This window comes from Streptomyces sp. NPDC006309 (genome assembly GCF_040613095.1).
GTDB lineage: Bacteria > Actinomycetota > Actinomycetes > Streptomycetales > Streptomycetaceae > Streptomyces.
This window is the reverse complement of the sequence record NZ_JBEXRO010000001.1, coordinates 88,418-106,534: the sequence shown is the minus strand read 5'-3', so window position 1 is coordinate 106,534 and position 18,117 is coordinate 88,418. Positions and strand designations below refer to the sequence as shown.

The following is an 18,117-nucleotide window of genomic DNA, read 5'->3' as shown; positions in this document are numbered from 1 at the left end:
CCCGGCCATTGCCCGCACCCCCTTCCCTGACTAGCCTGTGTTCGTCATGCCGATCGTCTGTTGATATCTCGAACGTCGGGATGTCGCCCGCAGGCGCCTAGACCCAAAGGGAGGGGGCCGGACGTGGGACGCCTCGTGCCTGCCGTGACCCGGGCTCTCGACATTCTGGAGCTGTTCCTCGACGGGGACGGGACACTCTCCGCCCCCGACATCGTGCGCCGGCTCCAGCTGCCGCGCACCACCGTGCACGAGCTGGTCACCACGCTCGCCGCGCGCTCGTACATCGTGCCGCTGCCCGGACAGCCCGGACGGTACCGGCTCGGCGTACGCCCGTACCAGCTCGGCAGCCGCTACGCCGAACAGCTCGATCTCGCCGCCGAGGGCCAGCAGGTGGCCCGCTCCGTCGCCGAGACCTGTGACGAGACGGTCCACGTCGCCATCCTCGAGGGCACCGACGTCATCTACATCGCCAAGGTCGACTCCACGCACGCGGTCCGCATGGTCTCCGCCGCCGGCCGCCGCCTGCCCGCCCACTGCACCTCCGTGGGCAAGATGCTGCTGGCCTCCCTGCCGGAGCCGGAGCTGGCCGCGCGGATCCCCGACGGCACCGAGCTGGCCGCGATGACCCCGAACAGCATCACGCGGCCGGCCGCCCTGCGCGAGGTCCTGGCGGAGATCCGGCGGCGCGGGCTCGCGGTGGAGAACCGCGAGTCCAACCCGGACGTCTCCTGCGTGGCCGCGCCGGTCCGCGACCGCACCGGCCAGGTCGTGGCCGCCCTCTCCATCTCCGTGCCCATGATCCGCTGGAGCGAGGAGCGCCGGTCCGAGCTGGAGCAGCTCGCCGTGAAGGGCGCGGCGGAGCTGTCGGAGCGCCTGGGCCACCGGAGCGCGGCATGACGGCGTACGAGGTGGCGGTGCGGGCCGGAGCGGCGCTCGGCGAGGGCCCGACCTGGGACCCGGCGACGGGCCGGCTGATCTGGCTCGACATCCTGGGCATGCGGGTGCACACGTACGACCCGGTGACCGGCCGGCGCACGGTCCGTACGACGGAACAGCACGTCGGCGCGGCCAAGCCCCGGGCGGGCGGCGGCCTGGTGCTGAACCTGCGGGACGGCGTGGGCCTGCTGGACGCCGACGACACCTTCCGCTGGCTGCACCACGAGCCGGTCGCGGGCCGCCGCGCGAACGACGCCGCGGTGGCACCCGACGGCTCGCTGTGGGCGGGCACGATGCGCTACGACGAGGCGACGGGCGGCGGCACCCTGTCCCGGCTGACCGGGGACGGGACGGTGCGCACGGTCCTCGCCGACGTCACCGTCAGCAACGGCACCGGCTGGAGTCCCGACGGCAGCCTCATGTACTACGTCGACACCCCGACCCGCCGCGTGGACGTCTTCGACCACGACGCGGACGGTGTGCACGACCGCCGCCCCCTCGTGGAGATCGAGGAGGGCGCGGGCTACCCGGACGGCCTCACGGTCGACGCGGAGGGCTGTGTGTGGGTGGCGCTGTGGGACGGCGGCGCGGTGCGCCGGTACACGCCCGACGGGGTGCTCGACCGGGTGATCCGGGTGCCCGCGCCGCGCACGACGGCCTGCGCGTTCGGCGGCCCCGCGCTGACCGACCTGTACATCACGACGGCCCGTACGGGGCTGCCGGCGCCGCACCCCCTGTCCGGCTCGCTCCTGGTGATCCCGGACGCGGGCCGGGGCCTGCCCCAGCCGGCGTTCACGGGCTGAGCCCGCGCCCGGCGGCGGGTCCGCCGGGCAGGACGCGGATGATCCGGGCGGGGCGTCCCTCACTCGTGGGCGGCGACGCTCTTCGCGGGGGCGGTGGCGGGGGCGGTGGCGGTGGCACGGGCGCGGACCGCCTCGATGTCGCCGGGACGGCGGAGGGCGCGGGAGACGGCCCCGATCTCCTGGAGCAGACCGGTGGTGTCGGGCCCGGTGGCCGGTCCGGGCGGTGCCGGCGTACCGGCCCCGGCGCCGACGGCGTCGAGGATGCTCACCGCGGCGGCCAGCGCCCGGGCCCGCTCCGGGGGATGGCCGAGCCCGAGGGCGGCGTCGTAGGACCGTCTGCCCAGGCCGGTGTCGAGGTGCCGGGCCAGCGGCAGCAGCACGTCCCGGATGAACGTCTCCCGCCGGGTGAGCCGGAGTTCGGGGGTGGCGCGCAGCACGAACGGCACCCCGTCGCCGCTCGCGGCGCGCATCAGCCGGTACAGGGGCCGCAGTTCACGGTGGGCGAGCCGGATCCGCCAGCGGTCGCGCAGGTACTGCCCGGCGTGCGGCAGGATGAAGCCGGCCGCGATGACGATGGCGGACAGCGCGGCGACCGGCGGGGCCAGGTCCGTGCTGAGCCAGTCCAGGTCACGGCCGCACCAGCGGGCGGTGACGGCGGTCAGCTTGGCCGCGTCGAAGATCAGGTTGAGGACGTAGCCGGCGCCCAGCAGTTTCAGGCCCCACCGCAGCCAGGCGTCCAGGCCCTCGGCGCGCACCCAGTTCCAGACGAGGCGGGACGTGATCAGGCAGGCGGCGCAGTGCGCGAGGAGGTAGAGCAGGATCTCCTCGCGCATGAACGGCGTCGTGGCGTAGTAGGTGTCGAGGTCCCGCAGCCGTTCCTCGGGGGCGTCGGCGAGCAGGAACAGCGTCCACAGGGCGGCGATCACCCCGGAGTACACCGTGATCACCCAGCGCGTCGCGCGGCGGGTGGCGGCCGAGCGGTCCGACAGGCCGTTGCGCCAGGTGATGATGAGCAGCAGGCAGGACCCGCAGAACGCGGTGATCAGCGAGTAGCACCACGGCGCCGAGACGTTGGGCACGCCGGTCAGCCGGTTCACCCCGGCGATGGTGGAGGGCGTGCAGAACACGAACACCGCGCAGGCGAGCAGCAGCAGCCCGCCGACCGCGCGCAGCAGCGGGTCCCGCCATAACCGGATGATCGAGGGCAGCTTGATCACCAGGGCGGCGGTGAGCACGGCGGTGGGGATCCGGAAGGAGATGTAGAACTCGCCGAGGAGTCCCGAGGGATCCAGCGCCAGCCGGGTCACCGCGTGGCTCCACCTGTTCCCGTCGCGCGGTCCGCCTGTGGGGCGCGCCCTTCGCGCTCACCCGCCCGTTCCCGTCCGCGGTAGCCGAGGGAACGCTGGACGGGGTCGAGGGGGAGGTCGCGGGCGCGGGAGAGACGGTCCCGGAACAGGGTGGCCAGCCGGTGCCCGAACTCGTCGGCCTCGGCCTCGTCGGCCTCCCGGGAGCCGTTGCGGGCGGCCACCGTGAGGGCCGTCTCCCGCCAGCCGGGGGTGCCGGCGAGGGCGCGGGCGGCGGCCCCGGTCAGGTGCTGGTGGCGGTGTCCGGCGTGCAGGTGCCACAGTTCGTGGCCGAGGATGACCAGTTGCTGCACCGCTTCGGCGCGTTCCTCCACGATGACCAGGTCGAAGTCGGTGAACTCCACCCACAGTCCGGTCACTTCGATCTCGTCCGGGAACCGTTCGAAGCGCACCTCCACCGGCCGTCCGCCGCGCAGCGCGCCCATCTCCTCGCACAGCGCCAGGCACAGTTCGCGTACGCCGTCGGGCTGCCGTGGCCGGGCGCGGACGGCGGTGGCGAGGTCCCGGGCCAGGGAGCGCATCGCGGAGCGCGGACGGGGGCGCCGCAGGCGGGCGGCCAGGCGTGCGGCTCCTTCTCGCGCGCCGCCGAAGCTCATCGGTCTCCCTTCCCGCGGTGTCCGGCCGGTCCGAGCGTACGCGTCCGGGCGTGTCCGCGTCATGCGATCCGGCGACCGCCGTGCCGCGCGGAACGATCTGTTCCGGAGTGTGGTCAGACGGGCGTGACCGGCACTCCGCCCGCCGCCGCGCCCAGCAGGGTCAGGCGCACCGACCCCGGCCCCGACAGCGTGGTGAACTCCGAGAGGACCGCCAGCGCGAGCGTGTTGGTGCCCCGGGTGCGCAGGATGCCGTTGGGCAGGACGAAGGTGTGCTGCGGGCCCACGTTGTTGATGTACTGGCCCAGGTTCCAGCCGTTGAGGAAGATCTGCGCGCGGTAGGCGCGGTACGGGTCGTCCTCCAGGGTCAGCCCCACCGAGGCGTCGACGTCGGCCGGCACCGACAGCCGGAAGGCGGTCCGGTACCAGGTGACGCCCTGCCGTCGCACGGCGCGCGGGAAGCTGACCTCCTCCCAGTCCCGGTCCCGGAAGCCGGGCAGGTGCCAGCCCTCCCGCTCCCCGTACAGACCGCCGTTGTTCATCGGCCCGCGCACCGGGTCGGGAGCGCCCTCGCCCTGGATGCGCCAGCGCACCTTCGGGGACGCGCCCTCGAAGGTGACGGCCGTCAGCCCGCGTGCCGCCTTGTGCGTGTCGAGGGACTTGCCGTCCTGGTCGTGCTGCATGCGCCGGACGAGGACGGACAGCACGTGCCGGCCCGGGGAGCGCAGCCGCTCGCGCACCGGGAAGACCGCCGTGTCCGTCCAGGTGCCCTTGCGGATCGTCGTCTCCTTGTCGGGCACGGGCATGCGGTGGGTGCCGAGCGGTTCGCCGTCCAGCCAGGCCATCAGCAGGCCCTGGGTGCCGCTGCTGTAGGCGAGCGAGACCGCCTCGACACCGGTGGTGCCGGTGAGGGTGCCCCGGTACCAGACGTCTCCGTAGTGGAAGCCGTAGTCGTCGGCGAACAGCACCGGCTGCCCGGCCGGGACGGCCGTGGTGCTGTACGACGACGTCCTGTCCGCGGCCCGCCACGTCGAGTCGTCGAAGCCCGGGCCCGCCTCCGGGTTCTCCGTGCGCATCCGCCAGCCGCCCAGCGCGGGCAGCCGGACCTCGGGGACGGCCGGCAGCTCGCCGGTGGTCATCACGCTGCCGGAGAGGGTGACCCGGGTGGCCTGCCGGCGCCCGTTCCACACCAGGGTGTCGATGCCGCGCGGACCCCACACCTCCAGGCCGGCCGCCTCGCTGATGTCACCCGTCAGATGGACCTCGGAGCCGCGCACCTCGGCGTGGCGCAGCAGGGCCGGGCCGTACACGAGCAGCGTTCCGGACGGGGTGTCGTACGGGAAGAGGCGGACGGCGGTGGCGTCGTCGGCGAAGAGCAGCAGCAGCGGGGTGCCGGTCTCTCCCTTGCGCACCAGCACCCGGATCAGGCCGCCCCGGCCGAGCGGTGCGCTCACGTGGAGCCGGTCCCGGTCGTAGACCCAGGCGGCCTCCGGGTCCAGCCGCTGCACGTACGGCTCGGCCGGGCACCTCAGCACCAGTTCGGCCATCTCGCCGCGCCGGCCCGCGAACACGGCGATGTCCTGGCGGCCCGCCGTCAGGCACAGCATGGGCGCGACGGTGGCGTACTCCAGGGTCCGCGCGCCCAGCGGCAGCCCGGTGGTGAGCAGCTTGGCGTCCTTGCCGGGCACGGTGATCCGCAGCCGGCCGGCGTCGGTCGGCAGGTCGGTGGTGACGTCGTCGGTGCCGTCGTTGCGGGCGACGTACACGTGGGTGCCGGTGTCCTGGTTGGTGAGGTGGTAGACCTTCAGGCCCTCGGCCCGCACGTCGGCCGCCCGGTCCAGCCTGGCGAAGGCGGGCACGCGTTGCAGCAGGTGCCCCAGCTGGTGCAGCGGGGCGATCTTGCCGGTGACGTTGCGGGCCTCGTCGATGGCGGCACCGTAGTCGTACGACGTGTAGACGACGGGGGCCGGCAGCCAGCCCCACGACGTGCCGCCGAACGTCATGTACACGTTGTGGAGGGTGAGCCCGTTGGCGAGGTTGGTCAGGTAGAAGCGGCGCTCGTAGGCCGCGTCCCGGGTGCGCCGCGACTCGGCGTACCCCTTGCCGTCGAACCAGGACCCGCCCCACGGGTCGAACCAGCCGCCCCCGAACTCGGGCACGAACCCGGGCGTGGACGGCGACGCCGTGGCCCCGCCCTTCGGCCCGCCGGGCCCGTAGTGCCCCCAGTCCGGCGGGGTCCGGTCGGGCGAGGGGTACCCGTCGAACCCGTACAGCCAGCCGCCCCGCTCCCCGCCGGTGTCGAACGACCCGGGCACCCAGTACCCGTTGCGTCCCTTGTCGTTGTGGAACAGCGGTACGTCGATCCCGTCGGCCCGCACCTTCCGGTACAGGTGGGCCATGTAGTTCCGGCCGGCGGCCTCGCTCACATGGGCGTCGTACTCGTTCTCGATCTGGTACAGCAGGACCGTCCCCGTGCCCCGCGTGAACAGGTGCTCGCGCACGATCCGGTTCACCCGGGTCAGCCACTCGTCGACGTGCGCGAGATAGGCCGGGTCGTCGGTGCGCGCCCTGCCCTTCGCCGCCGTCAGCCAGCCGGGGAAGCCGCCGCCGTCGACCTCGGCGTTGATGTACGGGCCGGGCCGCAGGATGACGTACAGCCCGGTCTCGGCGGCCGTCCGCAGGAACAGGCCGAGGTCCCGGACGCCGGTGAAGTCGTACCGGCCCGGTGCGGGGGAGTGGTAGTTCCAGGCCACGTAGATGCTCACGGCGTTGAAGCCGTGGGCCCGCATCTTCTGGAGCACGTCCCGCCACAGGGAGGGGCTGGGCAGCCGGAACGGATGCATCTCCCCGGACCACACCACCAGCCGCCGCCCGTCCACGAGCAGGGAGTGGCGGTCGTAGCCGACGGTGTGCCGGGCACCGTCCGCGCTCGGCGGAGCCGGCGCCGGGCCGGTCGGCACACCGGCGCCCGCGTACGCCGAGGGCGCCCCCGGGCCGCCGCTGCCGCCCATGGCGAGACCGAGCGCGGCCGAGCCGGTCAGGGCACTGAAGGTACGTCTGCTGAGCGCCAAGGTGGATCCTCCCGGGCGATCTTACGGGGCGCGGGTGCGGCCATTCTGCACGGGAGGACGCCCCACAATGGACGCATGAGGATCTCGGCGCGGGCGGATTACGCGGTACGGGCGGTGCTGGAGCTGGCCGTACGGCAGGGTGACGGCCCGGTGAAGGCGGAGCGGATCGCCGCCGTGCAGGAGATCCCGCACAAGTTTTTGGAGGGCATCCTCGGCGACCTGCGGCGGGCCGGGATCGTGGACAGCCGGCGCGGCGGGGGTGGCGGCTACCGGCTCGCCGGGGACCCGGCGGCGATCACCGTGGCGGACGTCATCCGCGCGGTCGACGGCCCGATCGTGTCGGTACGCGGCGAACGCCCGACCGGCCTCGCCTACACGGGTACGGCCCGGCCCCTGCTGCCCCTGTGGATCGCCCTGCGCGCCAACGTCCGCCGCATCCTGGAGGGCGTCACCCTCGCCGACCTCGCCGCGGACACCCTGCCCGAACCCGTCCGGGCGCTCGCGGCGGAACCGGCCGCCTGGGAGAACCCCTAGAGACCGTGCCACTCGTCCAGCCGGGGGACGGGCGGGTTTCCCCTACGGGGGTCCGTCGTTGGGCCCGGCATGATCAGGAAACTCGCCTGTGCCTCCGTCCTCGCCGTCGCCCTCCTGGCGTCCGCCCCCGCCGCCGAGGCGGCCGTGACGCCCGCTCCGTCCGCCGGGGTGCCCGGCGCGCCCCTCCTCAGGGGCCTCCTCGGCGCCCTGGAGGTGGGCCACCCGATGGGCTCCCCGCAGTCCCTGGTGCCCCGGGGCGTCCTGGGCGGGTGAACGCCGGGCCGGGCACCGTGAAAACCCCGGTGTGAATGGCCGGAGTTCACCCTGCCGGGCCCGGGTGGGGCTCCCTACGATGCCCACGCCTCCCTCCCCGCTTCACAGATGACACACAGCTCCTTCACCTGTGGACGGACGCCGGAGGGAGGCGCACCCCCCACCCGACGACCCGGGAGAAACCATGACCGGTGGACTCATCCTGAGCGGCGCCGTAGCCGCTCTGCTCACCACCGCACTGCCCGCCCAGAGTCCCTCCCCCGTGTTCGACGACCCGCCCCCGGACAAGATCGTCATCGACGTGGCGACGGTGAACGGCTCCGGCTGTCCCGCCGGTACGGCCGCCGTGGCGGTCTCACCGGACAACACGGCCTTCACCGTCACCTACAGCGCCTACCTGGCCCAGGCCGGCGGCAACTCCGACCCCACGGCCTTCCGCAAGAACTGCCAGCTCAACCTGGTGGTGCACGTCCCGCAGGGCTTCACCTACGCGATAGCCAGCGCGGACTACCGCGGCTTCGCCTCGCTCCAGCGGGGCGCCACGGGCACGCAGAAGGCGTCGTACTACTTCCAGGGCTCCTCCAGCACCGTCCCCCGGACCCACCCGTTCGGCGGCCCCTACAACGACGACTGGCAGGCCACCGACTCCACCGACTGGGCGCAGCTGGTCTGGGCGCCCTGCGGGGTGCTGCGCAACTTCAACATCAACACCGAGCTGCGGGTGAACGCCGGCACCGCGGCCCCCGACAAGGTCAGCTTCATGACGATGGACTCGACCGACGGGGACATCAGCACGGTGTACCACATGGCCTGGAAGAACTGCCCGAAGTCGTGACGGGAGCAGATCAGGGAGCCCGCGGCCCCGGACGGGGGCGCGGGCTCCCCCCGGTCACTTCCCGGCGTGGCCGACGAAGGCCGACCAGGCGGCGGGGGAGAGGGCCAGCTGAGGGCCTTCCTCGGCCTTGGAGTCGCGGATGTGGATGGTGGTGGGGTGGACAGCGACCTCCACACAGTCGCCGGACCCGCTGCTGCTGTAGCTGCTCTTGAACCAGGCCAGTTCGGAGGTGCTCATAGGTCTCCTCGCATCCGTTCCAGCAGGCTCACGGAGTCCTCGATCGAGAGAGCCTGTGAACGCAGTCTGGCATAACGGCCGTTGAGTACGCTGATGGCCTCCGGGGCCGAGAGGAGCATTCCGCACTCGGGGGCTTCCATGTAGGCGAACCACCTGTGCTTGGGGGTTTCCAGCAGCTGCATAGGCCCGTGCAGCCCAGCGTGTGACATCCGCGCCAGCGGCATGATCTGGATCTCGACGTTGCGCAGCCGTGCCGTGTCCAGCAGGTGGCCGATGGTCTCACGCATGACTCCCTTGCCCCCGGTTCGGCGCAGGAGGACCTGTTCCTCGATGATGAAGCTGAAGGCGGTGTTCGGCCGTTCCGGCAGCAGTCGCTGGCGCTGGGCTCGCGCGACCCAGTTGACCTCGATCTCCTCGTCGCTCAGGGGCGGCAACTCATCGGTGAACAGTTGTCGTGCGTACGCCTCTGTCTGCACCAGCCCCGGGACCATCCGGCACTCGTAGGTGTAGAGGGTGATCGCGAGCTTCTCCAACTCGGCCCACCGCCGGAACCAGGACGCCAGTCCCGGCTGGCGTTCCAGATGCCCCGCCGCCCGCCGCAGCGCCCCCGTGTTCCCGAGCGCCGGTTCCGCCGCCTCGATGAAGTCCGCATCCGGCATGCGACGGCCCAGCTCCACCGAGGCGACGGTGTGCTTCGAGTACCCGACGAGCCGGCCGAACTCCTCCCGGCTCAGCCGGTGGTACTCCCGCAGCGCTTGCACGACCGCCCCGAACGTCCGCATGCTGTCCGACGACTCCGGCTCGCTGCCCGCACGACCATCGACCACCTCGGTCACCTCCCGGCGCCCATAGTCACGATCGGTCACCGGTACTGTCCAGTGCGTCACCGCGTACGCTCCCGCAGCGTACGCGGCCCGCGCCTGGTGAAGTGCCCGTCCCGCCCGCCACATTGGGCCCATGACAGCACCACCGGTCCGCCCGCCCCTGCTCGCGCAACGTCTCAGCCCCACCCCCCGAGGCGCTCGCCTGGCTAGGCGGCTCGCGCTCGCCCAACTCGATGACTGGGGCATCCCGCCCGGCTCCGCCACGGCCGAGGCGGTCGCCGTGATCGTCGCCGAACTCGCCGCCAACGCCGTGACACACGGGCGTGTGCCGGGACGGGACTTCGAGCTGCGGATCGCTCTCGTCGCCGGGAGTGTCCGGATCGAGGTCAGCGACACTCGCGCCGAACGGCGCCCGCCCGGCCCGGGGGACGTACCCGAGCCCGCGTCCCTCGCGGAGACGGGGCGCGGGCTCGTACTGGTGGACGCGCTGGCCGACCGGTGGGAGGTGGTCGACCGCGAGCCGCCGGGCAAGACCGTGCGGGCCGAGGTGGACGTGCCGCCCTGGCTGTCCGTCGCCACCACCGGCCCGCGCCACCGGCCCGGCGGCGCGTCCGCCTGATCGGTCGGAGCCCTATCCCGCCCGGCCGATGTCCGCCGCGTTCGGCCAGCTCTGGGCGTTGGGCCAGCCCGTCGCGGGGGCGGGGGCCAGGCCCGTGGCCGGAGCCGGGGCCGTCATCCCGCGGACCTGCGCCGCGGTGAGCCCGCCGCGGGCCGGGACACCGGGCGGAGTGGGGGCGGCGAACGCCGCGGGAGCCAGGGGCGGGGGCGCGGGGGGCGCGGTGGGCGGCGGCACCGGCGCGGGGAAGGCGGGCGGTACGGGTGCGGGCGCCGGTGCCGGTGCCGGTGCCGGTGCGGGCGAAGAAGCCGGCATCTGGACGTACGCCGGTTGGGGAGCCGGGGTGAACACCGGTTGAGGGGTGGGAGTGAACACCGGCCGGGGGGCCGGGGTGTACACCGGCTGGGGGAAGGCGGCGGGGGCCGGCTGGGGGAGGGAGGCCGCCGCCGGAAGCGGTGTTCCCGTGCCGGCCGGCGGTACGGCGGCGGGGAGCGGCATGCCGGTGCCGGTGGCCGGGGCGGGGGCGGCCGGGGTGACGGCCCCGCCCGTGCCGGTGGCCGGGGCGACGGCCTGGGCGGCCAGCCCCGGCAGACCCGCCCCGTTGGTCTCGCTGACCAGCCGGTCGACCGCCGCCGTACCCGAGCTGTAGCTGGTCCCGGCGCCCGGCCCGGGTACGGCGGCTCCCCTCCTGGACCCGTAGAGCACCTGTTCCAGGCCGGACACCAGGCGACGCACGTCGACCTGGGGGCGCACCACGAGCCGCAGGAAGCGGCTGGAGGATCCGATCTTGTTGCCGCATTCGCGGACCAGGATCCGGTGCTCGGTGAGCATCCGGTCCCGGACCACCGTGCCCTCGGCGCCGACGGGCAGGCGCACGAAGAGGAAGTTGCCCTGGGAGGGGTAGACCGTGAGGCCGGGGAGCGCGGAGAGCCGGCCGGCCATGTCCGACCGGTCGCGGCGGACCTGCTCCAGGCTCTGCGCGTACTCGGGCCCGTGCTCGCGCAGCATGAACACGACGTGCTCGGCGAGGGAGTTGAGGTTCCACTTCGGCAGCGTCGAGCGGATCCGGCCCGCGAGCGCCGGGTTCGCGACGAGGTAGCCGAAGCGCACGCCGTGCAGGCCGAAGTTCTTGCCGAGGCTGCGCAGCACGACGACGTTGGGGCGGAGCACGGCCTCCTGGACGACGCTCGGCTCGGCCTCCGCGTCGGCGAACTCCAGGAAGGACTCGTCCACGATCACCAGGTCGAGGTCCGCCATGGTGTCCATGAACTCCACGACCTGCCGGCGGTGCAGATAGCCGCCGTCGGGGTTGTTCGGGTTGCAGACCACCGCGACCCGGGTGCCCCGGGCGCGGATGAACTCGGCGTACCGGCCGAGGTCCAGGGCGAAGCCGTTCGCCTCCTGGAGCGGGAACATGTCGACGCGCTTGCCGGTCTCCATCGGCTGGTCGGTCCAGCGGCCGAAGGTGGGCACCGGGATCGCCAGGGACTCGCGGACGAGGAGGTGGTCGATCCAGGTGATCAGCTCCGTGGAGCCGTTGCCCATCGCCACGCACTGCGGGGGCAGCTGGAGCAGGCCGCACAGTTCCGCGGTGATGGTGTCGGCGCTGCTCGGGTAGTACGTGATGATCTCGCGCAGCCGGGCCCCCATCTCCTCGAACATGGCGGGGGTGGGGAAGTACGGGTTGCACGGGATGCAGAAGTCCACCGGGCCCGACCCGTCGCTCTCCCGCGTCAGCGCCGCCATCGAAGGGCTGTGCGCGGCGGCGTCGCGGAACAACGAGGTGACGTTGTCAGGCAAGGGAACCTCCGTCCGGGGGCGGCCCGTGCGGGGGAGCACGGGCCGCCCACTGGTACGCAGGGGGCCTCAGTGGCGTTCAACTCGGCGGCTGTGTGAGCCGCTTCACGCCCCGAACGTGTGGACCGTCGTCGTCCGGTAGGTCTGCCCGGGCCGGAGCACCGTCGAGGGGAAGTCCGGGTGGTTCGGGGAGTCCGGGAAGTGCTGGGTCTCCAGGCAGAGGGCGTCGCCCTGGCGGTAGGTGCGGCCACCGGTGCCGGTCAGGGTGCCGTCGAGGAAGTTGCCGGAGTAGAACTGGAGGCCCGGCTGGTCGGTGGCGATCCTCAGGGTGCGGCCGGAGCGCGGGTCGCGGAGCGTGGCGACGTGTTCGGGCCGGGCGGTGATGCCCTTGTCCAGGACCCAGTTGTGGTCGTACCCCTTGGCCTGCACCTGCTGCTCGTGACCCGCCCGCAGGTCCCGGCCGACCGGCTTGCCCCGGCGGAAGTCGAAGGGGGTGCCCGCGACCCCGGCCAGCTCGCCGGTGGGGATCAGGCCGGAGTCGGTGGGCGTGTAGCGGGAGGCGGCGATCGTGAGCTCGTGGTCCTCGATCGTGCCGCTGCCCTCGCCGGCCAGGTTCCAGTACACGTGGCTGGTCAGGTTGACGATGGTGGCCCGGTCGGTGGTGGCCTCGTAGTCGATGCGCCAGTCGCCGTGCCGGGTCAGGGTGTACGTCACCTTCGTGCGGAGGGTGCCCGGATAGCCCATCTCGCCGTCGACGCTGGTGTAGTGCAGGTGCAGGCCGACGTCGGAGCCCTCGGTGAACGGCTCGACGTGCCACACGTGCTTGTCGAAGCCCTTGGCGCCGCCGTGCAGGTGGTTGACGCCGTCGTTGACGGACAGCTGGTGGCTGGTGCCGTCCAGCGTGAAGCGGCCCTTGCCGATGCGGTTGCCGTAGCGGCCGATCAGAGCGCCGAAGTAGGGGCTCTTCGCCTCGTAGTCGGCGATGTCACCGAAGCCGGCGACGACATCGGCGTGCCGGCCGTGCCGGTCCGGTATCTCCAGCGACTGGACGATGCCGCCGTACGACAGCACCTTCAGCCGGGTGCCGCCGTTCTCCAGCGACCAGCGGTGGACCTTCGTGCCGTCGGTGAGCGTGCCGAAGGGCTCCCTCACCGGTTTCCGGCCGGCGGCGGCCTGGGCGCTGCCCGTGCCGAGGGTGGTGGCGGCCAGGCCCGCCGCGGCGGCGCCTGCGATGACCGTGCGTCTGTTCAGTTCCATGGGTGCGGCTCCCTTGTCTGGGCGCTTACGAACCGGACTTGCGCTTGTTCCACACGTCGAACCCGACCGCCACCAGCAGGGCCAGGCCCTTGATGACCTGCTGCCAGTCGGTTCCGACGCTGAGGAGGTTCATGCCGTTGTTGAGCACGCCGAGGACGAGACCGCCGATGATGGCGCCGAGGACGGTGCCGACACCGCCGCTCATGGAGGCGCCACCGATGAACGACGAGGCGATGGCCTCGAGTTCGAAGTTGAGGCCGGCCTTCGGCGAGGCCGCGTTCAGACGGGAGGCGACCACCAGGCCCGCCAGGGCCGCGAGCACGCCCATGTTCAGAAAGACGTAGAAGGTGACCTTCTTGTCCTTCACGCCGGACAGCTTGGCCGCCGGCAGGTTGCCGCCGATGGCGTAGATGTGGCGGCCGAAGACGGCGTTGCGCATGACGTAGCCGTAGCCGACCACCAGCACGCCGAGGATGATCAGCACGGTCGGGGCGCCCTTGTAGCTGGCGAGCAGCATCGTGACGACGAGGATCGCGGCGGTGATGGCGACGAGCTTGAGCAGGAAGATGTTGCCCGGCAGCACGTCGAGCGAGAACTCCTGCTGGCGCCGCCGGTCGCGGATCTCCCGCAGGACGGTGAAGACGATCAGGGCGATGCCCAGCAGCAGGGTGAGGTTGTGGTAGTTCGTGTCCGGGCCGGTCTCCGGCAGGAAGCCGTTGCCCATCTTCTGGAGGCCGTCGGGGAACGGGCCGAGGGTCTGGCCCTGAAGGAAGATCTCCGTCAGGCCGCGGAAGATCAGCATCCCGGCGAGGGTGACGATGAACGAGGGTATGCCGAAGTAGGCGATCATGAAGCCCTGTACCGCGCCGGCCACCGCGCCCACCAGCAGGCACAGCACCAGGGCGACGGGCCAGGCCACGCCGTGCTCCACCGTCAGGACGGCCGCGAACGCACCGGTGAACGCCGTCAGCGAGCCGACCGACAGATCGATGTGGCCCGCGATGATCACCAGCATCATGCCGATCGCGAGGATCAGGATGTGGCTGTTCTGGAGCACCAGGTTGGAGACGTTGCGCGGCAGCAGCAGATCACCGCCGGTCCACACCGAGAACAGGATCACGATGAGGCCGAGCGCGATCAGCATGCCGTACTGCCGCATGTTGTTGCGCAGGCCGTCCAGGATCAGGTGCAGCAGGCCGCCTGTGGCCTGGCCGTCGCTCTTCCCGGGCGGCGCCGGTGCCGGGGTCTTGGCGGTCACGTCCGTGCTCATCGGGTTACCTCTTTGTCCTTCGTCATCTGGCGCATCAGCGATTCCTGGGATGCCTCGGCCCGTGAGAACTCACCGGTCAGCCGACCCGCGGCCATCGTGTAGATGCGGTCGCACATGCCGAGCAGCTCCGGCAGCTCGGAGGAGATGAAGACGACCGCCCTGCCCTCGGCCGCCAGCTGGTCGATGACCGTGTAGATCTCGAACTTGGCGCCGACGTCGATGCCGCGCGTCGGCTCGTCCAGGATCAGCACGTCGGGACCCGCGAAGATCCACTTGCTGAGGACGACCTTCTGCTGGTTGCCGCCCGACAGCTTGCCCACCGGCTCGAAGACGGTCGGCGCCTTGATGTTCATGGACGTGCGGAACCGCTCGGCGACCCGCCGTTCCTCGTGCTCGTCGACCACACCGCGCCGGGCCACCTTGTGCAGGGAGGTCAGCGAGATGTTGCGGTTGATGGTGTCGATGAGGTTGAGGCCGTAGTGCTTGCGGTCCTCGGTGACGTAGGCGATGCCGTGCCCGATGGCCTCGGGGACGGTCCGGGTACGGATCTCCGCGCCGTCCTTGAGGACCGTGCCGCCCGCGTACCGGCCGTAGGAGCGCCCGAAGACGCTCATGGCGAGCTCGGTGCGGCCGGCGCCCATGAGGCCCGCGATGCCGACGATCTCCCCGCGCCGCACCTGGAGCGAGACCCGGTCGACGACCTTGCGCTGCTGGTCGATCGGGTGGTGCACGGTCCAGTCGCGGATCTCCAGGGCCGGGGCCGCGCCCTCCTGCGGCTCGTGCGGGGTGCGCTCGGGGAAGCGGTGGTCGAGGTCGCGGCCGACCATGCCGCTGATGATCCGGTCCTCGGTCGTCCCCGCCGACTTCACGTCGAGCGTCTCGATGGAGTGCCCGTCACGGATGATCGTCACCGAGTCGGCGACCTTGCGGATCTCGTTGAGCTTGTGGGAGATGATGATCGAGGTGATGCCCTGCTTCTTCAGCTCCAGGATCAGGTCGAGGAGTTTGCCGCTGTCCTCGTCGTTCAGGGCGGCCGTCGGCTCGTCCAGGATGAGCAGCTTCACCTTCTTGGACAGCGCCTTGGCGATCTCCACGAGCTGCTGCTTGCCCACGCCGATGTCGGCGACGCGGGTCTCCGGATGGTCGCTCAGGCCGACCCGGCGCAGCAGTTCGGTGGCATGCCTGAGCGTGTCGTTCCAGTTGATGAGGCCGCGCGTGGCGTGCTCGTTGCCGAGGAAGATGTTCTCCGCGATGGAGAGGTACGGCACCAGCGCCAGCTCCTGGTGGATGATGACGATGCCGTGCTGCTCGCTCGCCCGGATGTCCTTGAAGCGGCAGGGCTCGCCCTCGAAGAGGACGTCGCCCTCGTAACTGCCGTACGGGTGGACGCCGGAGAGCACCTTCATCAGGGTGGACTTCCCGGCGCCGTTCTCACCGCAGATGGCGTGGACCTCGCCCTGACGCACCGTCAGTGTGACGTCCGAGAGCGCTGTGACACCGGGGAAGGTCTTGACGATCGAGCGCATTTCCAGGACGGGTCCCGCCATGGTCGTGCCTTTCAGTCAGGTGTGGACGGTCGGCCGGGGGGACTACTTCAGCTGGCCAGCCGTGTAGTAGCCGCCCTTGACGAGCACGTCCTGGTAGTTGGCCTTGTCGACGCTGACCGGCTGGAGCAGGTAGGCGGGGACGACCTTGCTGCCGTTGTCGTAGGACTTGACGTCGTTGACCTGCGGCTTCTTGCCCTTCAGGACGTCGTCGACCATCGTGGAGGCCACCTCGGCGAGCTTGCGGAGGTCCTTGTAGACGGTCTGCGTCTGCTGCCCGGCGATGATCGACTTCACGGACGCGAGTTCGGCGTCCTGGCCGGTGATGACCGGCAGCGGCTTGTTCCCGGAACCGTAGCCGTCCGACTTCAGCGCGGACAGGATGCCGATGGAGATGCCGTCGTAGGGCGAGAGGACCGCGTCGACCCGCTCGCTCTTGTACGAGGAGGTGAGGATGTCGTCCATGCGCCGCTGGGCGGTGGCGCCGTCCCAGCGCAGGGTGGTGACCTTGTTGAGCGCGGTCTGGCCGGAGCGGACGACGAGCTGCTTCTTGTCCATGTACGGCTTCAGGACGCTCATCGCGCCGTTGAAGAAGTACCGGGTGTTGTTGTCGTCGTTGGAGCCGGCGAACAGCTCGATGTTGAACGGGCCCTTCTTGCCGCTGTCCAGGCCGAGCCTGTGCGCGATGTACGTGCCCTGGAGCCTGCCGACCTTCTCGTTGTCGAAGGAGGCGTAGTAGTCGACGTTCTTGGTGCCGAGGATCAGCCGGTCGTAGGAGATGACCGGGATGTGCGCGTCCGCGGCCTGCTGGAGGACGCTGTCCAGGGACTTGTTGTCGATGGCCGCGACGATCAGGCCCTTGACGCCCTGCGTGATCAGGTTCTCTATCTGCGAGACCTGCTGCTCGGGGTCGTCCTCGCCGTAGACCAGCTTGGTCTTGTAGCCCTTGGCCTGAAGGTCCTTCACGACGTTCTTGCCGTCGGAGATCCAGCGCTCGGAGGACTTCGTCGGCATCGCGATGCCGATGGTGGCGCCCTTGACGTCACCGGGCTTCTCCTTGCTGCCGCCCTCGCCGCTCTGCCCGCAGGCGGTCAGGGTCAGGGCGAGCGAGGCGGCCGCGGCTGTCGCGGCGAGTACGGCTCTGCGGTTGCGCATGGGATCAGTCCTTGTCGGTCTGGTGGAGGGGAGCGGATGCTTCGGCGGGGAAGCGGTGGAGCGGTCCGGGCAGCCGGGAGCCGAGGGGCGCCATGCCGTCGTCCGCGCCGTGCCGGGCGAGCAGGTCCAGGGCGAGCCGGCCGCGCCGCACCCGCTCCCGGGCGGTGTGCAGGGTCAGGTCCCTGAGGTGGGTGCCCGACGGGTAGATGCCGGGAGCCTTCGAGAGGCCGAACTTCAGGTAGAGCGGTGCGCCGCGCCGGATCAGCTCGGCGACCTCGTACATCCGGATGTAGCCGCCGAGGTCGTCGGGGGCCTCGATGTACATGTCCATGGGAGCGCCGGACACCCGGCGGATCTCGGTGAGGTGGTCCAGCGTCAGGTCGCTGGGCACGTTGACGGAGTCGGCGCCGAGCCGCTCGTAGACGGCGTACGAGGCCGGGTTGACGGGGCCGATGAGCGCCGACACCTTCAGCGTGGTGTCGGCCGGGACGATCCCCGCCTCGCGGGCCCGGTGCAGGGTCCACAGCACGCCCTCGTCGGCCACGAGCAGGCACTTGACGCCCAGTTCGGTCGCGCGGACGGCGTCCTCGACGCAGCCGGCCACGGCGTCGTGGCCCCGGGCGCGCAGTCCGGCCCCCCGCGAGTCGGACCGCACCGAGCCGCCGATGTCCCAGGTGCCGCGCGGGCCGGTGAACAGGCAGAGTTCGATGCCGCGTTCGGCGGTGGCGTCCACCATCTCGGTGATCTCGGCGTCGGTGAGCATCCACACGCCGCTGCCCTGGCTGATCCGGTGGATCGGCACGTCGAGGCGCGAGGCCTCCTTCAGGATGACCGCCAGCGCTTCGGGACCCTCGCACGAGGGGATCTCGGTGCGCCAGCGGCCACCGCCCGGGAAGGTGCGGGCGGAGGCGTCGGCGGGGTCGAGGGCGGGCGCCCCCAGGCCGAGTGCGGCGAGCACCTGCTCGCCGGGCCTGCGGACTGCCGGGGCGGAAGCGTCGGTCACAAGCT

At 71.8% G+C, this 18,117-nt stretch carries 17 protein-coding genes; 6 read left to right on the top strand and 11 right to left on the bottom strand.

Annotated features, from left to right (window positions below; all coding sequences use genetic code 11):
- Nucleotides 1-123 precede the first annotated feature (123 nt).
- Nucleotides 124-897, top strand: coding sequence for an IclR family transcriptional regulator (locus tag ABZ117_RS00505; RefSeq protein ID WP_356816157.1), 774 nt, complete (start codon nt 124-126; stop codon nt 895-897).
- The gene (locus tag ABZ117_RS00500) at nt 894-1,739 is read left to right on the top strand and encodes an SMP-30/gluconolactonase/LRE family protein (protein ID WP_356816156.1); all 846 of its coding nucleotides are present in this window, start codon (nt 894-896) and stop codon (nt 1,737-1,739) included. The genes ABZ117_RS00505 and ABZ117_RS00500 overlap by 4 nt, the downstream gene beginning before the upstream one ends.
- 59 nt (nt 1,740-1,798) lie before the next feature.
- Here the strand turns inward: ABZ117_RS00500 and ABZ117_RS00495 are convergent, their stop codons facing one another.
- From ABZ117_RS00495 to ABZ117_RS00485, 3 genes are all read right to left on the bottom strand, one after another.
- On the bottom strand, nt 1,799-3,046 hold the full coding sequence (locus ABZ117_RS00495; protein ID WP_356816155.1) for an MAB_1171c family putative transporter: 1,248 nt from the start codon (nt 3,044-3,046) through the stop codon (nt 1,799-1,801).
- Nucleotides 3,043-3,699 (bottom strand): toxin-antitoxin system, toxin component family protein, encoded by a 657-nt coding sequence (locus ABZ117_RS00490; protein WP_356816154.1) that lies wholly within the window; start codon nt 3,697-3,699, stop codon nt 3,043-3,045. Before ABZ117_RS00490 ends, ABZ117_RS00495 begins: the two co-directional genes overlap by 4 nt.
- A 113-nt stretch (nt 3,700-3,812) precedes the next feature.
- The gene (locus ABZ117_RS00485; RefSeq protein ID WP_356816153.1) at nt 3,813-6,767 is read right to left on the bottom strand and encodes a beta-galactosidase; all 2,955 of its coding nucleotides are present in this window, start codon (nt 6,765-6,767) and stop codon (nt 3,813-3,815) included.
- Between the two features lie 75 nt (nt 6,768-6,842).
- On the opposite strand from ABZ117_RS00485, the gene ABZ117_RS00480 reads away from it, so the two are divergent.
- The 3 genes from ABZ117_RS00480 (at nt 6,843) to ABZ117_RS00470 (ending at nt 8,409) form a co-directional block, all read left to right on the top strand.
- Nucleotides 6,843-7,301, top strand: coding sequence for an Rrf2 family transcriptional regulator (locus ABZ117_RS00480; RefSeq protein WP_356816152.1), 459 nt, complete (start codon nt 6,843-6,845; stop codon nt 7,299-7,301).
- Nucleotides 7,302-7,370: 69 nt separating this feature from the next.
- Entirely contained in the window at nt 7,371-7,574 is a 204-nt protein-coding gene (locus tag ABZ117_RS00475; protein WP_356816151.1) for a hypothetical protein, read from the top strand.
- Nucleotides 7,575-7,758: 184 nt separating this feature from the next.
- The gene (locus tag ABZ117_RS00470; protein ID WP_356816150.1) at nt 7,759-8,409 is read left to right on the top strand and encodes a DUF4360 domain-containing protein; all 651 of its coding nucleotides are present in this window, start codon (nt 7,759-7,761) and stop codon (nt 8,407-8,409) included.
- A 54-nt stretch (nt 8,410-8,463) separates the two neighbouring features.
- On the opposite strand, the gene ABZ117_RS00465 is transcribed toward ABZ117_RS00470, so the two are convergent.
- Nucleotides 8,464-8,646, bottom strand: a complete 183-nt coding sequence (locus tag ABZ117_RS00465; protein ID WP_356816149.1) for a DUF397 domain-containing protein — start codon at nt 8,644-8,646, stop codon at nt 8,464-8,466.
- Nucleotides 8,643-9,473, bottom strand: a complete 831-nt coding sequence (locus ABZ117_RS00460) for a helix-turn-helix transcriptional regulator (RefSeq protein ID WP_356816148.1) — start codon at nt 9,471-9,473, stop codon at nt 8,643-8,645. Before ABZ117_RS00460 ends, ABZ117_RS00465 begins: the two co-directional genes overlap by 4 nt.
- 130 nt (nt 9,474-9,603) lie before the next feature.
- Here ABZ117_RS00460 and ABZ117_RS00455 point away from each other — a divergent pair, with 130 nt between their 5' ends.
- The gene (locus ABZ117_RS00455) at nt 9,604-10,089 is read left to right on the top strand and encodes an ATP-binding protein (protein WP_356816147.1); all 486 of its coding nucleotides are present in this window, start codon (nt 9,604-9,606) and stop codon (nt 10,087-10,089) included.
- Nucleotides 10,090-10,101: 12 nt separating this feature from the next.
- Here ABZ117_RS00455 and ABZ117_RS00450 read toward each other — a convergent pair whose 3' ends face one another.
- From ABZ117_RS00450 to ABZ117_RS00425, 6 genes are all read right to left on the bottom strand, one after another.
- A complete protein-coding gene (locus ABZ117_RS00450) occupies nt 10,102-11,886 on the bottom strand; it encodes an aminotransferase class I/II-fold pyridoxal phosphate-dependent enzyme (protein ID WP_356816146.1) in 1,785 nt (594 codons plus the stop codon).
- Between the two features lie 102 nt (nt 11,887-11,988).
- The gene (locus ABZ117_RS00445; RefSeq protein WP_356816145.1) at nt 11,989-13,140 is read right to left on the bottom strand and encodes an aldose epimerase family protein; all 1,152 of its coding nucleotides are present in this window, start codon (nt 13,138-13,140) and stop codon (nt 11,989-11,991) included.
- Between the two features lie 25 nt (nt 13,141-13,165).
- The gene (mmsB, locus tag ABZ117_RS00440; RefSeq protein ID WP_356816144.1) at nt 13,166-14,410 is read right to left on the bottom strand and encodes a multiple monosaccharide ABC transporter permease; all 1,245 of its coding nucleotides are present in this window, start codon (nt 14,408-14,410) and stop codon (nt 13,166-13,168) included.
- Nucleotides 14,407-15,957, bottom strand: coding sequence for a multiple monosaccharide ABC transporter ATP-binding protein (gene mmsA, locus ABZ117_RS00435; RefSeq protein ID WP_356816143.1), 1,551 nt, complete (start codon nt 15,955-15,957; stop codon nt 14,407-14,409). Before mmsA ends, mmsB begins: the two co-directional genes overlap by 4 nt.
- A 42-nt stretch (nt 15,958-15,999) precedes the next feature.
- Entirely contained in the window at nt 16,000-17,109 is a 1,110-nt protein-coding gene (chvE, locus tag ABZ117_RS00430; protein ID WP_356816142.1) for a multiple monosaccharide ABC transporter substrate-binding protein, read from the bottom strand.
- Between the two features lie 4 nt (nt 17,110-17,113).
- Entirely contained in the window at nt 17,114-18,112 is a 999-nt protein-coding gene (locus tag ABZ117_RS00425; RefSeq protein ID WP_356816141.1) for a hypothetical protein, read from the bottom strand.
- Nucleotides 18,113-18,117 lie beyond the last annotated feature (5 nt).